The sequence below is a fragment of the Puerhibacterium puerhi genome (assembly GCF_009846865.1).
Lineage (GTDB): Bacteria > Actinomycetota > Actinomycetes > Actinomycetales > Cellulomonadaceae > Puerhibacterium > Puerhibacterium puerhi.
In genome coordinates, this window is the sequence record NZ_WUWN01000012.1 from 1 (window position 1) to 23,840 (window position 23,840).

Annotated in this window: 20 protein-coding genes; 8 read left to right on the forward strand and 12 right to left on the reverse strand. The window is 74.8% G+C overall.

Annotated elements, in window-relative coordinates:
• From GSF02_RS08540 to GSF02_RS08565, 6 genes are all read right to left on the reverse strand, one after another.
• Positions 1 to 1,095, reverse strand: coding sequence for a FecCD family ABC transporter permease (locus GSF02_RS08540; RefSeq protein WP_159794742.1), 1,095 nt, complete (start codon positions 1,093 to 1,095; stop codon positions 1 to 3).
• A 4-nt stretch (positions 1,096 to 1,099) separates the two neighbouring features.
• On the reverse strand, positions 1,100 to 2,158 hold the full coding sequence (locus GSF02_RS08545; protein WP_159794744.1) for a FecCD family ABC transporter permease: 1,059 nt from the start codon (positions 2,156 to 2,158) through the stop codon (positions 1,100 to 1,102).
• Positions 2,159 to 2,240: 82 nt separating this feature from the next.
• The gene (locus GSF02_RS08550; RefSeq protein ID WP_159794894.1) at positions 2,241 to 2,627 is read right to left on the reverse strand and encodes a Fur family transcriptional regulator; all 387 of its coding nucleotides are present in this window, start codon (positions 2,625 to 2,627) and stop codon (positions 2,241 to 2,243) included.
• An 8-nt stretch (positions 2,628 to 2,635) separates the two neighbouring features.
• Positions 2,636 to 3,538, reverse strand: a complete 903-nt coding sequence (locus GSF02_RS08555; protein ID WP_159794896.1) for a metal ABC transporter permease — start codon at positions 3,536 to 3,538, stop codon at positions 2,636 to 2,638.
• 41 nt (positions 3,539 to 3,579) lie between these two features.
• Positions 3,580 to 4,413, reverse strand: a complete 834-nt coding sequence (locus tag GSF02_RS08560; RefSeq protein ID WP_159794747.1) for a metal ABC transporter ATP-binding protein — start codon at positions 4,411 to 4,413, stop codon at positions 3,580 to 3,582.
• Positions 4,410 to 5,375 (reverse strand): metal ABC transporter substrate-binding protein, encoded by a 966-nt coding sequence (locus GSF02_RS08565; protein WP_159794749.1) that lies wholly within the window; start codon positions 5,373 to 5,375, stop codon positions 4,410 to 4,412. Before GSF02_RS08565 ends, GSF02_RS08560 begins: the two co-directional genes overlap by 4 nt.
• A gap of 200 nt (positions 5,376 to 5,575) precedes the next feature.
• Between GSF02_RS08565 and GSF02_RS08570 the strand changes: the two genes are divergently transcribed.
• The 3 genes from GSF02_RS08570 to amaB all read left to right on the forward strand — a co-directional run bounded on the left by GSF02_RS08570 (position 5,576) and on the right by amaB (position 10,251).
• Positions 5,576 to 6,976 carry a glycine--tRNA ligase gene (locus GSF02_RS08570; protein WP_159794751.1) on the forward strand — a complete coding sequence of 467 codons (1,401 nt, stop codon included), beginning with the start codon at positions 5,576 to 5,578 and terminating at the stop codon, positions 6,974 to 6,976.
• 162 nt (positions 6,977 to 7,138) lie between these two features.
• A complete protein-coding gene (gene hglS / locus GSF02_RS08575; RefSeq protein WP_159794753.1) occupies positions 7,139 to 8,719 on the forward strand; it encodes a 2-oxoadipate dioxygenase/decarboxylase in 1,581 nt (526 codons plus the stop codon).
• Positions 8,716 to 10,251, forward strand: coding sequence for an L-piperidine-6-carboxylate dehydrogenase (gene amaB / locus GSF02_RS08580; RefSeq protein WP_159794755.1), 1,536 nt, complete (start codon positions 8,716 to 8,718; stop codon positions 10,249 to 10,251). The genes hglS and amaB overlap by 4 nt, the downstream gene beginning before the upstream one ends.
• A gap of 30 nt (positions 10,252 to 10,281) precedes the next feature.
• Here amaB and GSF02_RS08585 read toward each other — a convergent pair whose 3' ends face one another.
• The 4 genes from GSF02_RS08585 to GSF02_RS08600 are packed head-to-tail and all read right to left on the reverse strand — an operon-like array spanning position 10,282 to position 13,275.
• Positions 10,282 to 11,001 carry an amino acid ABC transporter ATP-binding protein gene (locus GSF02_RS08585; protein WP_159794898.1) on the reverse strand — a complete coding sequence of 240 codons (720 nt, stop codon included), beginning with the start codon at positions 10,999 to 11,001 and terminating at the stop codon, positions 10,282 to 10,284.
• A 17-nt stretch (positions 11,002 to 11,018) separates the two neighbouring features.
• Entirely contained in the window at positions 11,019 to 11,909 is an 891-nt protein-coding gene (locus GSF02_RS08590) for an amino acid ABC transporter permease (RefSeq protein ID WP_159794757.1), read from the reverse strand.
• Positions 11,906 to 12,757, reverse strand: a complete 852-nt coding sequence (locus tag GSF02_RS08595; protein ID WP_159794759.1) for an ABC transporter substrate-binding protein — start codon at positions 12,755 to 12,757, stop codon at positions 11,906 to 11,908. The genes GSF02_RS08590 and GSF02_RS08595 overlap by 4 nt, the downstream gene beginning before the upstream one ends.
• A gap of 53 nt (positions 12,758 to 12,810) precedes the next feature.
• Positions 12,811 to 13,275 carry a MarR family winged helix-turn-helix transcriptional regulator gene (locus GSF02_RS08600; RefSeq protein ID WP_159794761.1) on the reverse strand — a complete coding sequence of 155 codons (465 nt, stop codon included), beginning with the start codon at positions 13,273 to 13,275 and terminating at the stop codon, positions 12,811 to 12,813.
• 45 nt (positions 13,276 to 13,320) lie between these two features.
• Here GSF02_RS08600 and GSF02_RS08605 point away from each other — a divergent pair, with 45 nt between their 5' ends.
• The 4 genes from GSF02_RS08605 to dusB all read left to right on the forward strand — a co-directional run bounded on the left by GSF02_RS08605 (position 13,321) and on the right by dusB (position 18,430).
• Entirely contained in the window at positions 13,321 to 14,364 is a 1,044-nt protein-coding gene (locus GSF02_RS08605) for an ABC transporter substrate-binding protein (RefSeq protein WP_159794763.1), read from the forward strand.
• A gap of 137 nt (positions 14,365 to 14,501) precedes the next feature.
• Positions 14,502 to 16,118, forward strand: coding sequence for an APC family permease (locus GSF02_RS08610; RefSeq protein ID WP_201308850.1), 1,617 nt, complete (start codon positions 14,502 to 14,504; stop codon positions 16,116 to 16,118).
• Positions 16,115 to 17,128 (forward strand): acetamidase/formamidase family protein, encoded by a 1,014-nt coding sequence (locus GSF02_RS08615; protein ID WP_159794765.1) that lies wholly within the window; start codon positions 16,115 to 16,117, stop codon positions 17,126 to 17,128. The genes GSF02_RS08610 and GSF02_RS08615 overlap by 4 nt, the downstream gene beginning before the upstream one ends.
• Positions 17,129 to 17,209: 81 nt before the next feature.
• A complete protein-coding gene (gene dusB, locus GSF02_RS08620; RefSeq protein WP_159794767.1) occupies positions 17,210 to 18,430 on the forward strand; it encodes a tRNA dihydrouridine synthase DusB in 1,221 nt (406 codons plus the stop codon).
• Positions 18,431 to 18,602: 172 nt separating this feature from the next.
• Here dusB and GSF02_RS08625 read toward each other — a convergent pair whose 3' ends face one another.
• Positions 18,603 to 20,378 (reverse strand): bifunctional metallophosphatase/5'-nucleotidase, encoded by a 1,776-nt coding sequence (locus GSF02_RS08625; protein ID WP_159794769.1) that lies wholly within the window; start codon positions 20,376 to 20,378, stop codon positions 18,603 to 18,605.
• A 204-nt stretch (positions 20,379 to 20,582) separates the two neighbouring features.
• The gene (locus GSF02_RS08630; protein ID WP_159794771.1) at positions 20,583 to 22,325 is read right to left on the reverse strand and encodes a glycoside hydrolase family 13 protein; all 1,743 of its coding nucleotides are present in this window, start codon (positions 22,323 to 22,325) and stop codon (positions 20,583 to 20,585) included.
• Between the two features lie 154 nt (positions 22,326 to 22,479).
• On the opposite strand from GSF02_RS08630, the gene GSF02_RS08635 reads away from it, so the two are divergent.
• Positions 22,480 to 23,772, forward strand: a complete 1,293-nt coding sequence (locus tag GSF02_RS08635; protein WP_408003878.1) for a deoxyguanosinetriphosphate triphosphohydrolase — start codon at positions 22,480 to 22,482, stop codon at positions 23,770 to 23,772.
• The last annotated feature ends 68 nt before the right edge of the window (positions 23,773 to 23,840 follow it).

Here is a 23,840-nt window from a genome sequence, read left to right on the forward strand (position 1 = left end):
TCAGTCGATCGCGCCGACGATGATCTCCTCGCCCTCCTGCTCGCGGTCCTCCTCGATGCCGTCGGCGCGCGCGAGGTGCTTGCGGCCGAACGTGATCACGAGCGTGGAGACGACCAGCACGAGCACGGCCCCGACGGCGGTGGAGGCCACGAGGTCGGCGCCGCCGTCGTCGAGCAGGCCGCGCGCGATCGCGGGCGCGACGAGCGCCACGAAGGCGACGGGACCCGCCGCGCTCGTCGCCACGGCGACGAGCCCGACGGCGACCAGGAGCGTCGTGACGCGGGCGGCGTCGACACGCACGCCCAGGGCGCGCGCGTTGTCGTCGCCGAGCGAGAGCGCCGGCTGGGTCCGGGAGACGGCGGCGGCCGCCGCGCCGAGGACGACGACTCCGACCAGCAGCACGGTCAGGGACGGGCCCCGCACGTCGGCCACCGAGCCGATCGTCCACATCAGCGCGGTCTGGGCCTCCCGGACCTCGGCGCGGGCCATGAGCCAGGCCAGCAGCGAGCCGCACACGTACGCGACACCGACGCCGACCAGCACGAACCGGATGGAGTGCAGCCCGCGGCGCCAGGCCAGCAGCCAGATGGCCAGCGCGGCGACCAGCGCCCCGCCGAACGCGAAGCCGGCCACCGCCGCGCCCTGGACGCCCAGGCCGAGCAGCGCCCACACGGCGCCGAGGCTGGCACCGGTGGAGACGCCCAGGATGTCGGGGCTGGCGAGCGGGTTGCGCAGCGTCGACTGGAACAGCGCCCCGGCGAGCGCGAAGGCGGCGCCGGCGAACAGGGCGGCGAGCACGCGCGGCAGGCGCAGCCGCTGCACGACGAACACGTCGCCGGGGTCGCCGAGGCCCACGGCGCCGGCCAGCGCGCGGCCCGGCGTCAGCCCGGCGGCGCCGAGGCAGAGCGCCACGACAGCCACGACGACGCCGACGGCGACGGTCACGGTGAGCACGAGCGCGGACCGGCGCCGCCGCGCCGCGCGGAGCGCGGCGACCCGGGCGGCCGCGGCGTCCACGGTGGCGGAGCCGGAGCCGGAGCCGGAGCCGGGGCCAGGCACCGGGGCGGGCACGGGGGCGGGGGAGAGGGCGGTCATCGCGTCACACCCCCGCCACGGAGCGGCCGCGGGCGACGGCGACGAGCACGGGCGCGCCGAGCAGGGCGGCGACCACGCCGGCCTCCAGCTCGGAGTGCGGCACCACCAGGCGCCCGACGACGTCGGCGCCCAGCAGCATGATGGGCCCCAGCACCGCGGCCAGCGGCATGACCCAGCGGTAGTCGGTGCCGACGAGGCGGCGCGCGGCGTGCGGCACGGTGAGCCCCACCAGCGCGATCGGGCCGGCGAAGGCCGTGGCCGTGCCGGCCAGCAGCACGATCGCCACCGCGGCGAGGGCGCGGGTCACCCGCACGTCCTGCCCGAGCGCGGCGGCGACGTCGTCGCCCATCGCCAGCAGCGTGAGCCGGTGGGCGAGCAGCGCGGCGAGCACCACGCCGACCAGCAGGAACGGCCACAGCGCGGTGACCGCGTCCATGCCGCGCCCGGTGAGCGAGCCGACCGCCCAGAACCGGTAGGAGTCGAACGCGTTGACGTCGCGCAGCATGACCAGGGCGATGACGGGCGTGACGAACGCGGTCAGCGCCGCACCCACCAGCGCCAGGCGGGCGGGGTGGGCGCCACCGACGGCGAAGACGACGACGGCGGCCAGCGCCGCGCCCGCGAACGCGAACCACACGAAGCCCAGCGGCGTGGTGACCCCGAGGAAGGACACCGACAGCACCACGGCGAGCGAGGCGCCGGGGGTGATCCCGAGCAGGCCGGGGTCGGCGATGGGGTTGCGGGTCACGCCCTGGATCACGGTGCCGACGCAGCCGAGCGCCACCCCCGCGAGCAGGCCCAGGACCGTGCGGGGCAGGCGCTGGCCGAGCACCACCGCCTGGTCGACGTCGTCGGCGTCGGGCGCGGCGAACGCCGCCCAGACGTGGGCGGGCGCGATCGACCGGACGCCGAGCAGCAGGCTGGCGACGACGACGAGCGCGAGCACGACGACGGCGCCGGCGATCACGAGCGCGTGGCGCCGCGCGCGTCGCCCCAGGTCCGGCGGGGGCGCCGGGACACGCGCGACCGGCGCCGACGCCCCGGTCGCAGGCGAGGTAAGCATTACCTAAGAATCGCACAGCCGGGGCGCCGAGCGGAACGGGTGTGTCCCGGGTCACGCCCGGCCGGTGCGGTGCCGCCGGAGGTCAGGCGCCGTGGGCCGCGCGGCAGTCCGCGCACGTGCCCCACAGCTCGACGGTGTGCTCGATGTCGGCGAAGCCGTGCGCCGCGCCCATCGCCGAGGCCCACGCCTCGACGCTGGGCCCGTCGATCTCGACGGTGCGGCCGCACGAGCGGCACACCAGGTGGTGGTGGTGGGCCCGGGTCACGCACCGGCGGTACAGGCTCTCGCCCTCGCCGGTGCGCAGCACGTCGACCTCGCCGCCGTCGACCAGGGCCTGCAGCGTGCGGTACACGGTCGCCAGCCCGACGGCGTCGCCGCGGGCGCGCAGCGTCTCGTGCAGCTGCTGGGCGCTGCGGAACTCGGGGGACTCGTCGAGCGCCTCCGCCACGGCGGCGCGCTGCCGGGTCATGCGGACGGTCACGGCGCGCACTCCTTCCCCCCGCCGGCCGCGGCGGGCGCGGTCGTCAGGACGACGTCGTCCGGGATGTCGGGGTGCGGGTCCCGGGCCGGCGCGCGGCGCGCCAGCAGCGGCCGTGCGGCGACCGCGAGCACGTACACCGCGATGGCCAGGACGACGATCGTCGCACCGGGGGAGACGTTGTTCCAGTAGGTGATGGTCAGGCCGGCCACGCAGACGACGACGCCCACGACCGCCGCGACGGCCATCGTGCGCCGGAAGGCGTGCGTGAGCTGCTGGGCGACCGCGACCGGCACGATCATCAGCGCCGAGACCAGCAGCAGTCCCACGACCCGCATCGACACCGTGACCGTGAGGGCGGCGAGCACCGCGACCGCCATGTTCAGCAGCCACACCGGCAGCCCCGCCGCCACGGCGAACTCCTCGTCGTGGCTCACGGCGAACAGCGCGGAGCGCAGGCCGACGCCGACGGCCAGGATGACCGCGCACAGCACCACCGTGATGACCAGGTCGCTCGTGGTCACGGTGGAGATGGAGCCGAACAGGTAGGACATCAGGCTGCCCGAGGAGCCGCCGGCGATGCCGATGAGCAGCACGCCGCCCGCGATGCCGCCGTAGAACATCAGGGCCAGCGCGAGGTCGCCGGAGGTGCGGCCGCGGCGGCGGACCACCTCGATGAGCACCGAGCCGACGACGGCGGCCACGACCGCCCCGGGGATCGCCAGCGCCTCGTTGGGCGCCAGCCCCATGGCGGCGCCGACGAGCCAGCCCAGGGCCACGCCGGTGAGCGCCACGTGCCCGATGCCGTCGCCGAGCAGCGAGAGCCGGCGCTGCACCAGGTAGGTGCCCACCACCGGCGCGGCGGCGCCGACGAGGAGCGCCGCGAGCAGCGCGCGCTGCATGAAGGGGTCGGTCAGCAGGGCCACGACCTCGTCCGCGAGGTTCACGGGCGCACCTCCGTCTCGATGCCGAGCGTCGGGTCGAGCAGCGTGCCGCCCGGCTCGCCCCGTCGCGGGGCCATGTCGTCGGCGGCGTGCGGGTGCACGTGGTCGTGCCCGAGGGCCGAGTGGTCGCCGAGCGCGGCGGGCGGCGGGCCGTCGTGCACCACGCGGCCGTGGCGCAGCACGACGGCGCGGGTCACGAGCTGGGCGAGCTCGCCCAGCTCGTGCAGCACCACCAGCACCGTGAGGCCGCCGTCGACCAGCGCGGTCATGGTGCGGGCGAACTGCTCCTGGGAGGGGCGGTCGACGCCGGCGACCGGCTCGTCGAGCACCAGCACCTCCGGGCGGCGCACCAGGGCGCGGGCGATGAGCACGCGCTGCTGCTGGCCGCCGGAGAGCTGGCCGATGGCGTCGTGGGCACGGTCGGCGAGGCCGACCTGGTCGAGCGCCTCGCGGACGCGGGCGCGCCAGCCGCGCGGCGGGCGCAGGCGGCGGGGGTGCAGCAGCCCGGAGGCGACGACCTCCTCCGCGGTCGAGGGCACGCCGCCGCCGGCGCTGACGCGCTGGGGGACGTACCCGACGCGCTCCAGCGGCGGGAGCGAGACGGTGCCCGACTCGGCCGGGAGCACGCCCACGAGGGTGCGCACGAGGGTGGACTTGCCCGAGCCGTTGGCGCCGAGCAGCGCGACGACCTCGCCGCGGCGCACCGCGAGGTCGACGCCGCGCAGCACGTGGCTGGCGCCGAGGCGCACGTGCACCCCGCGCGCCTCGATCACCGGGGCGTCGGGGTCCGTGGGCTCGGCCACGGTGCGGCGTCCCGCGGTCAGCGCGCTCATCCGCACACCAGCCCCTGCTCGAGGGCCTCGAGGTTGCTCTGCATGACGCTCACGTAGTCCTCCCCGGACGCCAGGGCGTCCTGCGACAGTCCCTCCAGCGGGTCGAGCACCGCGGTGTCGACGCCCAGGTCCGCGGCGAGGGTCTCGGTGACCTTCGGGCCGACCAGGGTCTCGCTGAAGAGCGTGGACACGCCGCGCTCGGCCACGACGGCGCCGATCTCGCGCAGCCGGGCCGGCGAGGGCTCGGCCTCGGGGTCCAGGGCGCTGATGCCCACCTGCTCCAGACCGTACCGCTCGGCGAGGTAGCCGAAGGCGGTGTGCGACGTCACGAGGGTGGCCCCGGAGCAGGCGGCGAGCCCCTCGGCGTACTCGGCGTCCAGCTCGGCGAGCTTCTCCTGCAGCGCGGTGGCGCCGGCCTCGTAGTCCGCGGCGTGGTCGGGGTCGGCGGCGGCCAGCTGCTCGGCCACGGGGGCGGCGAGCTGCGCCAGCAGGGTCGGGTCGGTCCAGAAGTGCGGGTCGAGGTCGCCGAGCGCCTCGTGGTCGTGGCCGTCGCCGGACTCGTGCTCCGCGTCCTCGGGGGACGCCTCCTCGCTCGAGGCGTGCGCCTCGAGCGTGACGACGTCGGCGGCGTCGACCACGTGCTGCGGCTGACGGGCCTCGACGCCCTCGTCGACGGCGCTCTGGAAGCCGGACAGGTACAGCACGACGTCGGCGGTGCCGATCTCGCGCACCTGGGCGGGGGAGAGCTCGAGGTCGTGCGGCTCGGCGGCGGGCGGCGTGAGGTTGTCGACCTGCACGTGCGCGCCGCCGACCTGCTGGGCGACGTACTGCAAGGGGTAGAAGGAGGCGAGCACCCGGACCGTGCCGTCGTCGCTGCCGCCGCTCCCGCTCGAGCAGGCCGCCAGAGCCAGGGGCAGGGCGAGCGCGGGCACGGCGAGGAGGGCCGGGGGTCGACGGTGCATGAGAATCATTCTCAGGACTGGTGAGAACGGTTGTCAAGTCGCCGCGCGGCGCGGGCCGTCCGGCACGCGCCGCGGCGGTGTCCCGGCCGGTAGGCTGGTCGGGCTGTCCATCCGACCCGGCCGACCTCGGCCGGCGCCGTCAGCTCTCCGCCGTTCCGCAGGAGCCACCTGCGGGCCCGTCCCCTCCAGGAGTGATCCCCGTGGCCGCTGCGCCCTCCGCCACCGCCCGCCTCGACGCCGTCGTCTCCCTCGCCAAGCGCCGCGGTTTCGTCTTCCCGTCGGGCGAGATCTACGGAGGCACTCGCTCCGCCTGGGACTACGGCCCCCTGGGCGTGGAGCTCAAGGAGAACATCAAGCGCCAGTGGTGGAAGGCCATGACCCGGCGCGACGACGTCGTGGGCCTGGACTCCTCGGTGATCCTGCCGCGCCAGGTGTGGGTCGCCTCCGGCCACGTCGGCGTCTTCACCGACCCGCTGACCGAGTGCCTCAGCTGCCACAAGCGCTACCGTGTGGACCAGATGCAGGAGGAGTACGCGGAGAAGAAGGGCATCGAGGACCCGGAGTCGGTCTCGCTCGACACGCTCGCGTGCCCCAACTGCGGCACCCGCGGGCAGTGGACCGAGCCGCGCGACTTCAACATGATGCTCAAGACGTACCTCGGCCCAGTCGAGGACGAGTCCGGCCTGCACTACCTGCGCCCGGAGACCGCCCAGGGCATCTTCGTGAACTTCGCGAACGTCGCCTCGGTCAGCCGCAAGAAGCCGCCGTTCGGCATCGCGCAGATCGGCAAGTCGTTCCGCAACGAGATCACGCCGGGCAACTTCATCTTCCGCACCCGCGAGTTCGAGCAGATGGAGATGGAGTTCTTCGTCGCGCCGGGCTCCGACGCCGAGTGGCACCAGTACTGGATCGACACCCGCATGGGCTGGTACCGCGACCTCGGCATCAGCGAGGACAACCTGCGGCTGTACGAGCACCCGAAGGAGAAGCTCTCCCACTACTCGACCCGCACCGTCGACATCGAGTACCGGTTCGGCTTCACCGGCTCGGAGTGGGGCGAGCTCGAGGGCATCGCCAACCGCACCGACTTCGACCTCAAGACCCACGCGGAGCACTCGGGCAAGGACCTGATGTACCGCGACCCGGTGTCGAACGAGAAGTACTACCCGTACGTCATCGAGCCGGCCGCCGGCCTCACCCGCTCGCTGATGGCCTTCCTGGTCGAGGCCTACGACGAGGACGAGGCGCCGAACACCAAGGGTGGCGTCGACAAGCGCACCGTGCTGCACCTCGACCCGCGCCTCGCGCCGGTCAAGGCCGCCGTGCTGCCGCTGTCCAAGAGCGCCGACCTGCTGCCCACGGCGGAGAAGCTGGCCGCCGAGCTGCGCGAGCACTGGAACGTCGAGCACGACGTCACCCAGGCGATCGGCAAGCGCTACCGCCGCCAGGACGAGATCGGCACGCCGTTCTGCGTCACCGTCGACTTCGACACGCTCGAGGACCAGGCGGTGACCATCCGCCACCGCGACACGATGGCGCAGGACCGCGTCGCCCTCGACCAGGTCGCCGGCTACCTGGCGCAGCGCCTGCTCGGCGCCTGACCTCGTTCGCCGGGGGCCCGGACGGCCGCCGCCCCGCTGCGGGCGGCGACCGTCCGGGCCTTCGTGCATCCCGCCGGAGGATCTCCGGCCACGAGGCATACCCGCGCGACATTCGTCGGTGCTACGTTCCCGTGAGGGGACACGACGACGTGGAGGGATGCCATGCCCGCACCGACCCCGGACCTGCGCGAGCCCGACGGGCGCGGGTTCCTCGAGCCCTGGCGGCTGCGGGCGGCGTTCGCCCGCTCGCTGTCCGACATGTACGGCCACGAGGTGCCCGCCTACACGACGCTGCTGGAGGTGGCGCACGAGGTCAACGCCGACGTCGTGGCCGCCCGCGGCGCCGACGCCGAGCGCCTCGGGTCCGTCGCGCGCGTCACCGCCGAGCGCCACGGCGCCATCCGCGTCGGGACTCCGCGCGAGCTGTCCCAGGTGGCGCGCGTCTTCGGCGCGATGGGCATGCACCCGGTCGGCTTCTACGACCTGCGCGACGCCTCGTCGTCGTCGGTGCCGGTGATCTCGACGGCGTTCCGGCCCGTCGAGCGGGCCGAGCTGGCGCGCAACCCGTTCCGGGTCTTCACCTCGATGCTGGTGCCGTCCGACCGCCGGTTCTTCAGCCCCGACCTCCAGGAGCGCCTCGAGCGCTTCCTGGACGCGCGCACGCTGTTCGCGCCCGAGCTGCTGGCGCTCGCCGACCGCGCGGAGGCCGACGGCGGCCTGCCCGCCGCGGAGGCCGCGACGTTCCTGCGCCTGGCGACCCAGGCGTTCGAGCTGTCCCGCGAGCCGGTCGACCAGGCCTGGTACCGCGAGCTCGAGGCGGTCTCGGCCGTCGCCGCGGACATCGGCGGCGTGGCCAGCACGCACATCAACCACCTGACGCCGCGCGTGCTGGACATCGACGAGCTGTACGCCCGCATGCAGGCCCGCGGGATCACCATGATCCCGGCGATCCAGGGGCCGCCGCGGTGGGAGGGCCCGGACGTGCTGCTGCGCCAGACGTCGTTCCGGGCGCTCGCCGAGCCGCGGCTGTTCCGCACGCCGGACGGCGCCGTCGTCGAGGACTCCCTGCGGGTCCGCTTCGGCGAGGTCGAGGCGCGCGGCATCGCGCTCACCCCGGCGGGCCGCGCGGTGTACGACGCCGCCGTGGTCGAGGTCGACGAGCGGGCGGCCGGGCTCGGCGAGGCCGCTCGCCAGGACCTCGCCCGCATGGTGTGGCAGGCCCGCTTCCCCGCGTCGGAGGCGGGGCTGGCCGCCCGCGGGCTGGGCTACTTCACCTACGCCGTGGACGACGACGCGGTCGAGGACGACGCGGGCGCTGAGCTCGACGGCGCGGCGCGGCTGGCGGCGCGGGTGCGCCGCGACCCCGTGGTCTACGAGGACTTCCTGCCGCGCTCGGCCGCCGGCATCTTCCAGTCCAACCTCACCGACGAGGGCGCCAAGGACGCCTCGCAGGAGGGCGCGGAGCGCGACGCCGACTGGATGTCCGGCGCCGTCGGCCGGGACCTGCACGACCCGTTCGCGCTCTACGCCGCCCAGGTGGCCGAGTCGCTCGTGGCCGCCGCGGTACGCCTGGGCGTGCCCGCGGAGGTCCTCGAGCGCGCGGCCGCCCCCGTCCCCGACCCACCCACCCGACCCGTCCCCGACCCGCCCACCCGACCCGTCCCCGACCCGCCCACCCGACCCGTCCCCGACCCGCCCACCCGACCCGTCCCCGACCCGCCCACCCAGGGAGCCCCGGCATGACCACGACGACCCCGTCCACGCTCACCGCCGAGCTGCGCGACGCCGCCCTCGCCGCGCTGGAGCGGCTCGGCGCGACGCCGCCCGCCGCCGACACCGGGCTGCCCGTCGCGTCGCCGCTGTCGGGCGAGCCGATGCTGCACGTGCGGGAGGCGACGGCCGCCGACGCCGCGACCGCCGTCGGCGAGGCCGCCGAGGCGTTCCGCCACTGGCGCTCCGTGCCGGCGCCGGTGCGCGGCCAGGTCGTCAAGCGCCTCGGTGAGCTCCTCGCCGAGCACAAGGCCGACCTCGCCGAGCTGGTGTCGATCGAGGCGGGCAAGATCACCTCCGAGGCGCTCGGCGAGGTGCAGGAGATGATCGACGTCTGCGACCTCGCCGTCGGCCTGTCGCGCTCGCTCGGCGGGCGCACCCTGCCGTCCGAGCGCCCGGGGCACCGGCTGATGGAGACCTGGCACCCGCTCGGGGTGGTCGGGCTCGTCACCGCGTTCAACTTCCCCGTGGCGGTCTGGTCGTGGAACACCGCGGTGGCGCTGGTGTGCGGCGACACCGTGGTGTGGAAGCCCTCGGAGCGCACCCCGCTGTCCGCCCTCGGGGCGGCGTCGCTGCTCGAGCGCGCCCTGGCCGAGGCCGGGTTCCCCGGCGGCGTGCACCGCCTGGTGCTCGGCGGCCGCGCGGCCGGCGAGGCGCTCGTCGCCGACGAGCGGGTCGCGCTGCTGTCGGCCACCGGCTCGGAGCGGATGGGCCGCCAGGTCGCCCCGGTCGTCGCCGCGCGCGGCGGGCGCTACCTGCTGGAGCTCGGCGGCAACAACGCCGCCGTCGTCGCGCCGTCCGCCGACCTGGACCTCGCGGTGCGCGGCATCGTGTTCGCCGCGGCCGGCACCGCGGGGCAGCGCTGCACCACGCTGCGGCGGGTCATCGCCCACCGATCGGTCGTCGACCCGCTGACCGAGCGCCTGGCGGGCGTGTACCGCTCGCTGCGCGTGGGCGACCCGCGGACCGAGGGCGTCCTCGTGGGCCCGCTCGTGGACGCCGCGGCGGGCTCGGCGATGTCCGCCGCGATCGCCGAGGCGGTGGCCGACGGCGGCGAGCTCGTCGTCGGCGGTCACGCGGTCGAGGTCGACGGCGCGCCGCTGGCCACCTACGTCGCCCCGGCCATCGTGCGGATGCCCGAGCAGACCGCCGTCGTGCGCCGGGAGACGTTCGCGCCGATCCTGTACGTGCTCGCCTACGACACGCTCGACGAGGCGATCGCGCTGCACAACGACGTCCCGCAGGGCCTGTCGAGCGCGATCTTCACGCTCGACGTGCGCGAGGCCGAGACGTTCCTGTCGGAGGCCGGGGCCGACTGCGGCATCGTCAACGTCAACATCGGCACCTCGGGCGCCGAGATCGGCGGGGCCTTCGGCGGCGAGAAGTCGACCGGCGGCGGGCGCGAGTCCGGCTCGGACGCCTGGAAGCAGTACATGCGCCGGGCCACGAACACGGTCAACTACTCGACCGAGCTGCCGCTGGCGCAGGGCGTGAGCTTCGGCTGAGCGCCGGTGGGCCGGCCGGCCCGGTGCGCCTCAGTGCGTGAGCACGCGCGCCAGGAACTCCCGGGTGCGCGGCTCGCGCGGCGCCACCAGGATCTCGGCCGGCGAGCCCTGCTCCAGCACGCGCCCGGCGTCGAGGAACACCACGCGGTCGGCGACGTCGCGGGCGAACGCCATCTCGTGGGTGGCCATGAGGATCGTCGCGCCCCCGGCCTTGAGCGAGCGCACCAGGTCGAGCACCTCGCCGACCAGCTCGGGGTCGAGGGCGCTGGTGATCTCGTCGAGCAGCAGCAGCTCGGGGTCGGTGGCGATCGCGCGGACGATGGCCACGCGCTGCTGCTGGCCGCCCGAGAGCGTGTCGGGGTAGGCGTCGGCCTTGGCAGCCAGGCCGATCGAGGCGAGCAGCTCCCGGCCGCGCGCCTCGGCCTCGGCGCGGGGCCGCTTGTGCACGACGCGCGCCGCCAGGGTGACGTTGTCCAGCACCGACAGGTGCGGGAACAGGTTGTAGGACTGGAACACCGTGCCGATGCGGGCGCGCACGGCGTCGCCGTCCACCCGCGGGTCGGACACGTCCTCGCCCGTGAGGAAGATCTGCCCGTCGTCGATGTGCTCGAGCAGGTTGGCGGTGCGCAGCAGGGTGGACTTGCCCGAGCCGCTCGCGCCGATCAGCGCGACGACCTCGTGGCGGTGCACCTCCAGGTCGATGCCGCGCAGCACCTCGTGGTCGCCGAACGCGCACCACACGCCGCTCATCCGCAGGACCGGCTCGCTCACACCACGCTCCCCATCTGCTCGCGGGCGCGCACGCGCGCCGAGTACCAGTCGGTCAGCCGGATCATGGGCAGGGCGAGCAGCACGAAGAGCAGGCCGGCCACCACGTACGGCGTGAAGTCGTAGTACCGCGACGTCTCGATCTGCGCCGCCCGCACGGCGTCCACGGCGCCGAGCACGGAGATCAGCCCCACGTCCTTCTGCAGCGCCACGAAGTCGTTCATCAGCGCCGGGGTCACCTTGCGCAGCGCCTGCGGCAGCACGACCCGGCGCATCGTCTGCCCGTGGCTCAGCCCGAGGCCGCGCGCGGCGAGGCGCTGCGACGGGTGCACCGCCTCGATGCCCGCGCGGAACACCTCGGCCACGTAGGCGCCGTACACGAGCACCAGGGCGATGGTGCCCCACACGGCGGCGTCCATGCGGGGGAAGAACCGCAGGCCGGGGATCCCGAAGCCGACCAGGTACAGCACGATGATCAGCGGGATCCCGCGGAACAGGTCGGTGTACCCGGCCGCCAGGGCCCGCAGCGGGAAGAAGACCGGGCCGCGCAGCGTGCGCACGCTCGCCACCAGCAGGGCCATCAGGACGACGCCGACGCTGGCCACGAGCAGCACGCGCACGTTGAGCCAGAGCCCCTCGAGCACCCGCGGCAGGGAGCGCCACGCGGCCTCGGGGTCGAAGAACGCGTCGGCGACGCGGGGCCAGCCGGGCGTGGCCCGCAGCACGAGCACGACGACCCCGACGAACACCAGCGTGCTGACCAGGCTCACCGCGACGGAGCGGTAGCCCTGGCGCTTGCGGAAGGCGCGCCGCTCGAGCTCCAGCGCGCTGGGCGCGTGCCGGGCGCCCGGCGCGGCCACCGCCCGCCCGCTCACCGCGGGCTCGGTCACTGCAGCACCGGCGCGGCGCCGGCGGACCCGAGCCACTCGTCCGCCAGGGCGGCGAGCGTGCCGTCCTCGCGCAGCGCGTCCACGGCCGCGCTGACGTCCTCGGTCAGCGGCGAGTCCTTCTCCAGGACGAACCCGAGCTCGTCGCCGCCGGTCGAGTCGGGCAGCTGGCCCACGATCACGCCGCCGTCGAGCTCGGCCCCGACGAGGTAGAAGGCGGTGGGCAGGTCCACGACGATCGCGTCCACCTGGCCGTTCTGCAGGGCCAGCTTGGCGTCGTCGTTGGTGTTGAAGACCTGCACGCCCGCGGCGGGGGCGATCTGCGCCTCGGCCGCCTCGAAGCTCGTGCTGCCCGACGCCGCGCCGATCGCCAGCGGCTCGAGCTGGGCGAGGGTGGTCGCGTCGGCAGCGGGGGTGCCCTCGAGCGTCACCACGACCTGCGCGGTCGTGTAGTACGGCGTGGAGAAGTCGACGGCGGCGCGGCGCTCGTCGGTGATCGTGAACTGCTGGATGTTGAGGTCGAAGTCCTTGGGCCCCGGCGCGATCGCCTGCTCGAATCCGGTGCGCACCCACACCACGTCGTCCTGCGCGAAGCCCATCTCCTCGGCCACCGCGTACGCGACGGCGGCCTCGAACCCCTTGCCCGAGGCCGGGTCGTCGTCCTCGACCCAGGGGGAGTACGCGGGCTCGCCGGTGGCGATCGTCAGCTTGCCGGGCGTCACGTAGCCGGCGTCGTCCGTGCCGCCGGAGGTGGGGTCGCCGGAGCCGCCGCCCGCACCGGGGGAGCAGGCGGCGAGGGCGAGCAGGCCGACGACGGACAGGGCGGAGGCGGCGAGGCGGGCGGCGCGCATGAGGACAGTGTGGCGCATCCGGGCACGTCGCAGGAGTCCCCGCGCCACGCGTCTCACCAGGAGGGCAGCTCCGCGGCCGGCAGGCCGGCCGCGCGCCGCACGTGCGCGGCGTCGGGAGCGGCGTCGGACGTGGCGAGCTCCTCGGCCACGGCGGCGTCCCACGCCGCCACGAGGTGGCGCAGGCGCGCGAGGCGGTCGCGGCCGGTGTCGGTGAGGCGCACGGTGATGCGGCGGCGGTCGCCCGGGTCGGGCAGCCGGAACAGCGTGGCGCAGTCCTCGAGGGCGTCGACGACCCGGCTCACCGTCGCGTTCGGCAGGCCGGACGCCTCGGCGAGCCGGCCCATCGTGGGGCCGTCGAGGCGGTCGACGAGCTCCAGCGTGCGCCACTGGTCCACGGTGGTGCGCTCGTCGGCGAGCGCCACCGCGAGCCCGGCCGCGAGCCGGCGCTGCAGCCGCTCGGCCACCACGAGCAGCTCGCTGGCGGTGAGCGGCCGGTCGTCGCCGGTCGTGGGCGTCACGCGTCCTCCGGGGAGATGGGGTTGCGCGCCCGGGATACTGAGCGCGTGGACTCGTCGCCGGTCAGCCTAGTGCTCGCCCTGGAGGCGGCGCTGCGCGGCCGCGCCGCGGGCGCCGTCGTCGTCGGGCTGCTCACGCCGCTGTCGGGAGTGATGGGCATCGTCGGCTCCGCCGTCGTCAACTGCGCCCGGCTCGCCGCCGAGCAGTTCGCCGAGCGGACCGGCCGGCGGGTCGAGCTCGCCCTGGTGGACGCCGGCGACCCGCCTGCCGCGGTGGCGGCGCAGGTGCGCTCGCTGGTGCTGGCCGGCGCCGTCGACGGGCTGGTCGGGGCGCACACCTCGGACGTGCGCTCGAGCGTGGCGCGGGCGGTCGAGGGGCGGGTGCCGTACGTCTTCACCCCGCCGCACGAGTTCGCCCGGCCGCAGCCGGCGTCGGTGCTCACCGGCGTCGACCCGGTGGGCCAGCTGCGCCAGGCGCTCGGCTGGCTCGCCCGCCGTGAGCAGGCGCAGCGGTGGTTCCTCGTGGGCAACGACTACGTGTGGCCCCGGCACGTGCACCGCGCCGCCGTCGCGATCCTGCGTGACCTGGGGCACGAGGTGGTCGGCGAGCGGCTCGCGCCCCTGGGCGGGCACGAGCCGGCCGCCGCGCTCGACGCGATCGCCGCGTCCGGTGCGGACGGCGTGCTGGTCTCGCTGGTGGGCCGCGACGGGGTGAGGTTCCACCGCGCCGTCGCCGAGGCGGGGGTGGGGGAGGACTTCCTGCGGCTGTGCACCGCGCTGGACGAGAGCTGCCTGTACGCGGTGGGCGGCGACGACTCCGGGCGGCTGTACACGGCGATGCCCACGTTCCTGGCGATGCAGGACGACGAGCACCTGCGGATGCTCGAGGCGTACGCCGCGCGGTTCGGCCCGGACGCGCCCGTGCCCGGCGCGTACGCCGAGGGCTGCTACCGCGGCACCGGCGTCGTGCTGGAGCTGTGCGGCGGCGCCCAGGCCGCCGTCGGGCGGGCGCCGGCGGCGCTCGGCGCGGCCGGGACCGCCGCCGTGCTGGCGCGGGCCGAAGGCACCGAGCTGCGCGTCGTGGGCGGCTGACGCCCGCCGACCTCCGCGCCGGCGCGCGCAGGACTCCGGTTCAGGCGTGGTCCGCGATCCGGGCACGTAACGTGAACGACATTTCCGAATGGAAACATGCGCGCGTCCCGTCACTCGCACACGCGAAGGAACCGCCCATGTCCAGCACGGCACCCTCGAGCGGCGTCGAGCAGTTCGGCTACTCCCAGGAGCTGCGCCGCCGGCTCAGCTACTCCGACCTCATCGTCTACGGCCTGGTCTTCATGGTGCCGATCGCACCGTTCGCGATCTTCGGCAGCGTCTACCAGACCAGCGGCGGCATGCCCCCGCTCGCGTACGTCGTCGGCATGCTCGCCATGATGTGCACCGCCAGCTCCTACGCCCAGATGGCGCAGGCGTTCCCCATGGCCGGCTCGGTCTACACCTACGTCGGGCGCGGCGCCACGCGCCCGCTCGGCTTCGTGGCCGGCTGGATGATCCTGCTCGACTACGTGCTGATCCCGAGCCTGCTGTACCTGGCCGCGGGCATGGCGATGGCCGGCATGGTGCCGGCCGTGCCGGTGTGGGCGTGGGTCGTCGGCTTCATCGTCCTCAACACGGCGATCAACTACCTCGGCATCACCCTGACGGCGCTGACCAACAAGGTCATGCTCGCCGCGGAGCTGGTCGTGCTCGCGGTCTTCCTGGTCATCGGCGTCGTCGCGGTGGCGCAGGGCAAGGGCAACGGCTTCTCGCTGTCGGCGTTCTTCAACCCCGAGACGTTCACCCCGAGCGTCGTGCTGGCCGCCGTGTCCATCGCGGTGCTGTCCTTCCTGGGCTTCGACGGCATCTCCACGCTCGCCGAGGAGCACACCGGCACCACCAAGCAGCTCGGCCGCTCGATGTTCCTCGCGCTGCTCGTGGTCGGCCTGGTCTTCATCGCCCAGACGTGGGTGGCCTCGATGCTCGTGCCCGACCCCGCGGGCCTGCTCGCCGACGGCGACCCCGACGGCGTCGCGTTCTACCGGGCGGCCGAGGTGGCCGGCGGCCACTGGCTGTACGTGCTGACCGCCGCCGCCACGGCGATCGCCTGGGGCTTCGCCAACGCGCTGGTCGCCCAGGCGGCGACCTCGCGCCTGCTGTTCGCGATGGCCCGCGACCGCCAGCTGCCCGCCTTCCTCAAGAAGGTCCACCCCAGGCACGGCGTGCCGGTCAACGCCACGTTCCTGGTGGCGGGCGTCTCCCTGGCGCTCGGCATCTGGCTGACCTTCCTGCCCGACGGCCTGGCCACGATCTCGACGCTGGTCAACTTCGGCGCGCTGACCGCCTTCCTGATGCTCAACGCCACGGTGGTCTGGTTCTTCGTGGTCAAGCAGCGCTCCCGCCGCTGGGGCGTGCACGTCGTGCTGCCCGTCGTCGGCTTCGTGGTGATCGCCGCGGTGATGCTCAACGCCCGCCCGTACGCCCAGGCGATCGGCCTGGTGTGGCTCGTGGTGGGCGTGGTGCTCGCGGTCGTGCTGCGCCGCCGCGGCCGCATCGACCTGCCCGAGGAGCCCGCCGGCACCGCGCCCTCGACCACCGCAACCACCGACGACGCAACCACCGACGACGCAACCACCGACGACGCAACCACCGACGACGCAACCACCGACGACGCGACCACCGACGACGCGACCACCGACGACGCGACCACCGACGACGCGACCACCGACGACGCGACCACCGACGACGCGACCACCGACGACGCGACCACCGACGACGCGACCACCGACGACGCGAAGGAGACCGTCCGATGACCACCGTGCACCGCCTCGACCCGGGCCCGGGGGAGTACTCGTACACGTTCGGCGGCGCCGAGCCCCGGCTGGCCGTCCGCCCCGGCGACCTCGTCGAGGTCAGCACCGAGGACTGCTTCGGCGGCCGGGTCACCTCCCCGGATCAGCTGCCCTCCGACGTCGTGCCGTTCACCGAGCTCAACCCGGTGTCCGGCCCGATCGAGGTGGAGGGTGCGGAGCCCGGCGACCTGCTGGCCGTGCACTTCGTGTCCATCACCCCGTCGCGCCCGTACGCGATCTCGAGCACGTTCCCGCACTTCGGCGCCCTGACCACGACGCACGAGACGGCGATGCTGCACGCGCCGCTCGAGGAGCGGGTCTGGTTCTACGACCTCGACCTCGAGTCGTGGACCGCCACCTTCCGCGCCCGCAGCAGCGACCACCAGGTGCGGCTGCCGCTCGACCCCATGCACGGCACGGTCGGCGTCGCGCCGGCCGGCGGCGAGGTGCGCCTCGTGAGCACGCCGTCCACCCACGGCGGCAACATGGACACCCCCGAGGTGCGTGCCGGCGTCACCCTCTACCTGCCGGTCAACGTGCCGGGCGCGATGCTGTCGATCGGCGACGGGCACGCCCGCCAGGGGGAGGGCGAGGTCTGCGGCACCGGCCTGGAGTGCGCCATGGACACCGTCGTGGCGGTCGACCTGGTCAAGGGCGCGGCCCCGGCGTGGCCGCGGCTGGAGTCGGACGACTTCCTCATGACCACCGGCTCGACCCGGCCGCTGGAGGACGCCTACCGCATCAGCCAGAAGGAGCTGGTCGACTGGACCGGCGAGCTCACCGGCATGGACGTGCTCGACTCCTACCAGCTCGTCAGCCAGACCGGCCTGGCCCCGGCGGCCAACGTGTGCGACCCCAACTACACGATGGTGGCCAAGCTGCCCAAGGCGGTGCTCGGGGGTGCCGGCGCCTACGGCGACGTGCACGCCCGCCTGCGAGCCGCCGGGGCCGAGTACCTCGCGTCCCGCTGACCCTCGCCCGGCCGTTGCCCGGGGCGGGTGTCGTGGCGAGCGCCACGGCGCCCGCCTCCGGGCGTGCGTGACAATGGACGGATGACCGCCACCCTCGACACGCAGAACCAGGCTGTCGCCGCGACCCCCGGCGAGCGCGTGCTGCCGCCGCTGCAGATCGGCCCCATCACCGTGGACACCCCGGTGGTGCTGGCGCCGATGGCGGGCGTGACCAACACGGCCTTCCGCACCCTGTGCCGCGAGGCCGGCGCGTCGACCGGCCACCACCCCGGCCTGTACGTGGCCGAGATGGTCACCAGCCGCGCGCTGGTGGAGCGCAACCCCGAGGCGCTGCGGATCGTGACGTTCGGACCGGAGGAGCAGCCGCGCTCGGTGCAGGTCTACGGCGTCGACCCGGCGACCGTCGCGGCGGCCGTGCGGCTCATCGCCAGCGAGGACCGCGCGGACCACGTCGACCTCAACTTCGGCTGCCCGGTGCCCAAGGTGACCCGCAAGGGCGGCGGCGGCGCGCTGCCGTGGAAGCGGCAGCTGTTCACCGACATCGTGCGCGAGGCGGTCCGCGCGGCCGAGCCGTACGGCGTGCCGGTGACCGTCAAGATGCGCAAGGGCATCGACGAGGATCACCTCACCTACCTCGAGGCCGGCCGGATCGCCCAGGACGCGGGCGCGGCAGCGGTGGCGCTGCACGCGCGCACCGTCGCCCAGCACTACTCGGGCGAGGCCGAGTGGGAGGCGATCGCCCGGCTCAAGGAGGCGGTGACCCGGATCCCGGTGCTCGGCAACGGCGACATCTGGTCGGCCGACGACGCCATCCGTCTGGTCCGCGAGACAGGCGCCGACGGCGTCGTCGTGGGGCGCGGCTGCCAGGGCCGGCCGTGGCTGTTCGCCGACCTCGCCGCGGCGTTCCACGGCGAGGTCGTGCGGGTGCGCCCCGGGCTGCGCGAGGTGGCCGAGACGATCTACCGCCACGGCGAGCTGATGATCGAGTTCTTCGACGGCGACGAGGGCAAGGGCATGCGCGACCTGCGCAAGCACATGGCCTGGTACCTCAAGGGCTACGCCGTCGGCGGCGAGGCCCGGCACGCGCTGGCCATGGTCTCCACGCTCGCCGAGCTGCGCGAGCGGCTGGACGCCCTCGACCTGGACGCGCCCTACCCGGGGGAGGCCGCCGAGGGCCAGCGCGGGCGCGCCGGCTCGCCCAAGACGCCGCACCTGCCGTACGGCTGGCTCGACTCGCGCGAGCTCGACGCCGAGTGGGAGGCCAAGCTCCGCGAGGCGGAGCTGAGCGTCAGCGGCGGCTGACCCCACCAGCCATCCCGCTGCGGCGGGCACGCCGGCGACCGTCGGCGCCATCAAGCGGAGGAGGGCGGGAGCTCGCCCGGTCGTATCCATCCCGAAGTGGAGCGCCCCCTGGGGCGCGTGAACGCGACCGGGCGAGCTCTCGCCCTCCTGCGCTGCGACGTCAGCCGGAGCGTCAGGACACCGGCTGCCCGCCCACCGTCAACCACCAGGACTCGTCCCAGAAGTCGGCCGCGTCGATCGTGCCGCGGCCCTGGGCCCAGTCGATGAGCAGCTGGCGGATCTCCTGCTGCTCGTCGTACACGACGGGCGCGGAGGCGATGTGCGGGAACCCGCCGCCGCCCGAGCGGCGGTAGTTGTTGACGGCCACGACCACCTGGGCGTCGTCGGCCAGCGGCGTGCCGTCGGCCAACGTCAGCTCGGTGACCCGCGAGCCGACCGGCTGCGCGAGGTCGACGGCGTAGCGCACGCCGGACAGCACGTCGAGGTTGTAGTCCGGGATGCCGCCGGCGCCCGTGTCGCGGTCGGGGTCGAACGTGCCGCCGGCCGGGACGGTCGCGAAGTACCGGTTGGAGTACTCCAGGTAGTCCTTCACCTGCGCGCCGGTCATCGTCACGGCCTGCAGCGTGTTGTCGTACACGTACAGCCCGGCGATGTCCTTGACCGACACGTCCCCGGCGGGGAACACCGCGGTGCGCGAGAACGGCGCGGCGATCGACAGCACCGGCAGGTCGGCGTACGCGGTGCCCTCGAGCGCGGCGTCGACGGTGTCGGTCTGCACCCGCTGGATGAAGTCGATGATCGGGGTGTCCTCGTACCGCGAGGTGGCCGCGGACAGCTCCTGCGTCGAGGTGGCGACCACCTGGTTGACGTAGTCGACGGTGGTGCGGTGCTGGGCGGCCACGAGGTCGAGGACCTTCGCCGACTCCGGGTAGTCCCGGGTGCGGATGGCCGTGGCCTCGGTCGAGCCGACCTGCCACTTCCCGCGCACCTTGGCCAGCGACAGGTCGACCCGCGAGACCGTGGACCCGTACCGGTACGGCTGGGTGAGCAGCACCTCCTGGCCGGTCACCTCGTTGGTCACCACCTGCGACGGGCGGTCGAGGTGGGTGTGGCCGACGACCATGACGTCGATGCCCGGCACGGTGCGGGCGACGACGTCGGAGGCGTTCTCCGGCGGGGCGACGCTCTCGTCGTAGGACGAGGCGCCCGTGCCGGCGTGGGAGAGCACGACGACGACGTCGGCGCCGGCGGCGCGGACCCGCGGCACCCACGTGCGGGCCGCCTCCACCATGTCCTGGAACTCCAGCCGGCCCTCGACGTTGGCCTTGTCCCAGATGGCGGAGCCCGGCGTGGTGAGGCCGAGGATGCCGACGGTGACCGGCTTGTGCCCCTTGGCGTGCTTGCGCACGAGGGTGTACGGCGTCAGCGCCGGCTCGCCGGTGGTCGCGTCCAGCACGTTGGCGCCCAGGAGCGGGAAGTCGAGGTCGTCGGCGTAGGCGTCGAGCAGGTCGATCCCGTAGTTGAACTCGTGGTTGCCGACCACCTGGGCGTCGTAGCCGATGGCGTCGTAGGCGGCGGCCATCGGGTGCACCTCACCGGTCTCGTCGACCGGCTGCTGCACGGCGTAGTAGTAGCTCAGCGGCGTGCCCTGGATGGCGTCGCCGTTGTCGACGACCAGCAGGCGGTCGTCGCCCACCTCGGCGCGCACGTCGTCGACGACGGAGGCGACGGAGGCCAGGCCCACGCGGTCGCCGGCGGTGTCGGCGTAGGGCGCGTCGCGGAAGTAGTCCCAGCTGGCCACGCGGCCGTGCAGGTCGGTGGTGGCGAGCATGGTCAGGTCCAGCGTGTCCGACGCCTTCGGCGGCGGTGCGGCGGCGGCCGGCAGCGCCGCGGCGCCGGAGGCGACCAGGAGCGCGGCGGTGACCGCTGCGGTGGATCGGGTCTTCACAGGACGTCCCCCTCTGACGTGACTGCGACCGGTGCGTCCGGCCGCGGTCACCCTAGGGGGCCCGGGTGACATCCAGGTGACGCGCAGCACACCGCCGGGCGACGGAGGGCCGAGCTCCGCCGCCGGCCCTCCGAGCGTCGTGGCTCCCCGGCCTCCGAGCTCGGGAGGCCGGGAAACCACGACACTCGCGGGGCCCGGGGCCGGTCAGGCCTCCAGCCACACCGTGGTGTCGGCCGGCACCGTGTCGTCGTCGGGCAACGGGCCCGAGGCGAGCAGCACGCGCGCGCCCGGCGGCAGCGGCAGCGGCGTCGCCCCCAGGTTGCCCAGCACGGCCACGCCGCGGCCGTCGGCGCCCACGGTGCGGAAGGCGAGCACCGACTCGTCGTCGCCGTCGACCCACTCGAGCCCGCCGGCCCCGAGCCGGCGCTCGCGGCGCAGGCGCAGCGCGGCGCGGTACATCTCCAGCGTGGAGCCCTCGACGCCGTCCTGGGCGTCCGCGGCGTACCGCGCCCACGACTGCGGCTGCGGCAGCCACGAGGCGCCGGTGGGGGAGAACCCGAACGCCGGGGCGGCGGCCTCCCACGGCAGCGGCACGCGGCAGCCGTCGCGACCCGCCTCCGCCTCGTCGGTGCCCCGGGTGCGGAAGAACGCCGGGTCGGTGCGCACCTCGTCCGGCAGGGTGGTGTGCTCGGGCAGCCCGAGCTCCTCGCCCTGGTAGACGTACGCCGAGCCCGGCAGGGCGAGCATGAGCAGGGTCGCCGCGCGGCCGCGGCGCAGGCCGAGCTCCTCGTCCGGCTGCACGTCGTCCCGGCCGATGCCGTGCGGCCGGGAGCCGGCGTCGGGCAGGCCGAGCCGCGAGGGGTGGCGCACCACGTCGTGGTTGGACAGCACCCACGTGGTGGGCGCCCCGACCGTGTCGTTGGCGCGCAGCGACGCCGTGATGACGCGGCGGTAGGCGGCGGCGTCCCAGCGGGTGGTGAGGAACGTGAAGTTGAAGGCCTGGTGCATCTCGTCCGGGCGCACGTACCGCGCCAGCCGGCTCAGCGGCTCGACCCACGCCTCCGCGACCAGCGCGCGCTCGCCGTCGTACTCGTCGAGGACCTTGCGCCACTCGCGGTAGATCTCGTGCACGCCGTCCTGGTCGAACATCGGGCCCGGGTCGCCGGCGCCGGTCACCACGTCGGCGTCCTCGGCGGCGGCGTCGTCCGCGGCGTCCCCGCCCTCGTCGACGGTGCCGCCGACCATCTCGACCTCGCCGCCCCAGTCCGGCAGGCCGTCGGCCTTGACCAGGCCGTGCGCCACGTCGACGCGGAAGCCGTCGACCCCGCGGTCCAGCCAGAACCGCAGCACCGAGACGAACTCCGCCCGCACCTCCGGGTGGGTCCAGTCGAGGTCCGGCTGGGAGGTGTCGAACAGGTGCAGGTACCACTGGCCGGGCGTGCCGTCCGCCTCGGTGACGCGGGTCCACGCCGGGCCGCCGAAGATCGAGCGCCAGTCGTTCGGCGGCTCGGCGCCGCCCGGACCCTTGCCGTCGCGGAACAGGTACCGCGCGCGCTCGGGCGAGCCCGGGGCGGCGGCCAGCGCGGCCCGGAACCACGGGTGGTCGGCCGAGGTGTGGTTCGGCACGAGGTCGACGATCACGCGCAGGCCGCGCTCGTGGGCCGCGGCGATCATCGCGTCGGCGTCGTCCAGCGTGCCGAACACCGGGTCGATGTCGCGGTAGTCGGCGACGTCGTAGCCGGCGTCCTTCTGCGGCGAGCGGTAGAAGGGGCTGAGCCAGACGGCGTCGACGCCGAGCCGCGCCAGGTGGTCCAGGCGCGCGGTGATGCCGGGCAGGTCGCCGACGCCGTCGCCGTCCGAGTCCGCGAACGAGCGCGGGTACACCTGGTAGATGACGGCGGTGCGCCACCACTCGGCGGTCGGGAACGGGGCGTGGACCAGGGTCATGCTTCTCCTTCGCGACGTGCGGGGAACGGCTCCGGTCGATCCTTTCACCCGCCCCGCTGCCACGACGACCGGGACGTCACAGGCCGTCGATAGGCTGAGGCCCGTGCAGACCTTCGAGCCCGTGCCGTTCGAGCAGGGCGCGTTCGACCCCGAGGTGCTCGGCCGCGTGCCGCGCCCGGCGCTCGGGGAGGAGGCGACGCCGTCGTACGGCGACGCTGACGTCGAGCGGTACTGGCCCGAGCCGCCGAAGAAGCGCTCGCGCACGCCGTTCGAGCGCGACCGCGCCCGCGTCGTGCACTCCTCGGCCATGCGGCGCCTGGGGGCCAAGACGCAGGTGCTCGCCCCGGGCACCGACGACTTCGTGCGCACCCGGCTGACCCACTCCCTGGAGGTGGCGCAGGTGGGCCGCGAGATGGGGCGCGCCCTGGGCTGCGATCCCGACCTCGTCGACACCGCGTGCCTCACCCACGACCTCGGCCACCCGCCGTTCGGGCACAACGGCGAGCGGGCGCTGGCCGAGCTGAGCGAGACCATCGGCGGGTTCGAGGGCAACGCCCAGACGTTGCGGCTGCTCACCCGGCTGGAGCCGAAGATCTTCACCGACGACGGCCGGCCGGTCGGGCTCAACCTGACGCGCGCGTCGCTGGACGCGAGCGTCAAGTACCCGTGGGCCTACGGGCGCGGGCCGCGCCGCCCGGACGGCAGCGTCTCGCCGAAGTTCGGCGTCTACCCCGACGACGAGCCGGTCTTCGCGTGGCTGCGCCGCGGCGCCCCGCACGGCGTCAAGGCGATGGAGGCGCAGGTCATGGACCTCGCCGACGACATCAGCTACTCCGTGCACGACGTCGAGGACGCCGTCGTCGGCGGTCGCCTCGACCTGGCGCTGCTCGAGGACGCGGGGGAGCGGGCGCGCGTGGCCGCCGCCGTCCGGGCCTGGTACGGCGACTGGCACCCGGCCGACGGGATCGAGGACGCGCTCCAGCGGCTGCGCGCCGACGGCCTGCTCATGACCGACTTCGACGGCTCGCGGCGCGCGCTGGCCCGGCTCAAGGACCTCACCAGCTCGCTCATCGGGCGGTTCAGCGGCGCCGCGCAGCAGGCCACGCGCGAACAGTTCGGTGACGGGCCGCTCACCCGGTACGCCGCCCAGCTCGTGGTGCCGGAGGAGACGCAGCTGGAGATCCTCGCCCTCAAGGGCGTGGCCGTCACCTACGTGATGGCGCCGCGCGAGCGCGAGCCGGTCTACCAGGCACAGCGCGAGATCGTCGCGGACCTGGTCAAGGTGCTGTCGGACCGCGCCCCCGACGCGCTCGAGCCGCCCTTCGCCGCCGACTGGTCCGCCGCGGCCGACGACGGCGAGCGGCTGCGGGTGGTGGTCGACCAGGTGGCGTCGCTCACCGACGTCTCGGCGACGCAGTGGCACGCGCGGCTGGTGCGCGGGCGCTGAGGCCGCGGCCCGCCCCCGCGCGCCCCGGCGCCCCGGCCGGGCGCGTCCCCGGCGAGGCCTAGACTCTG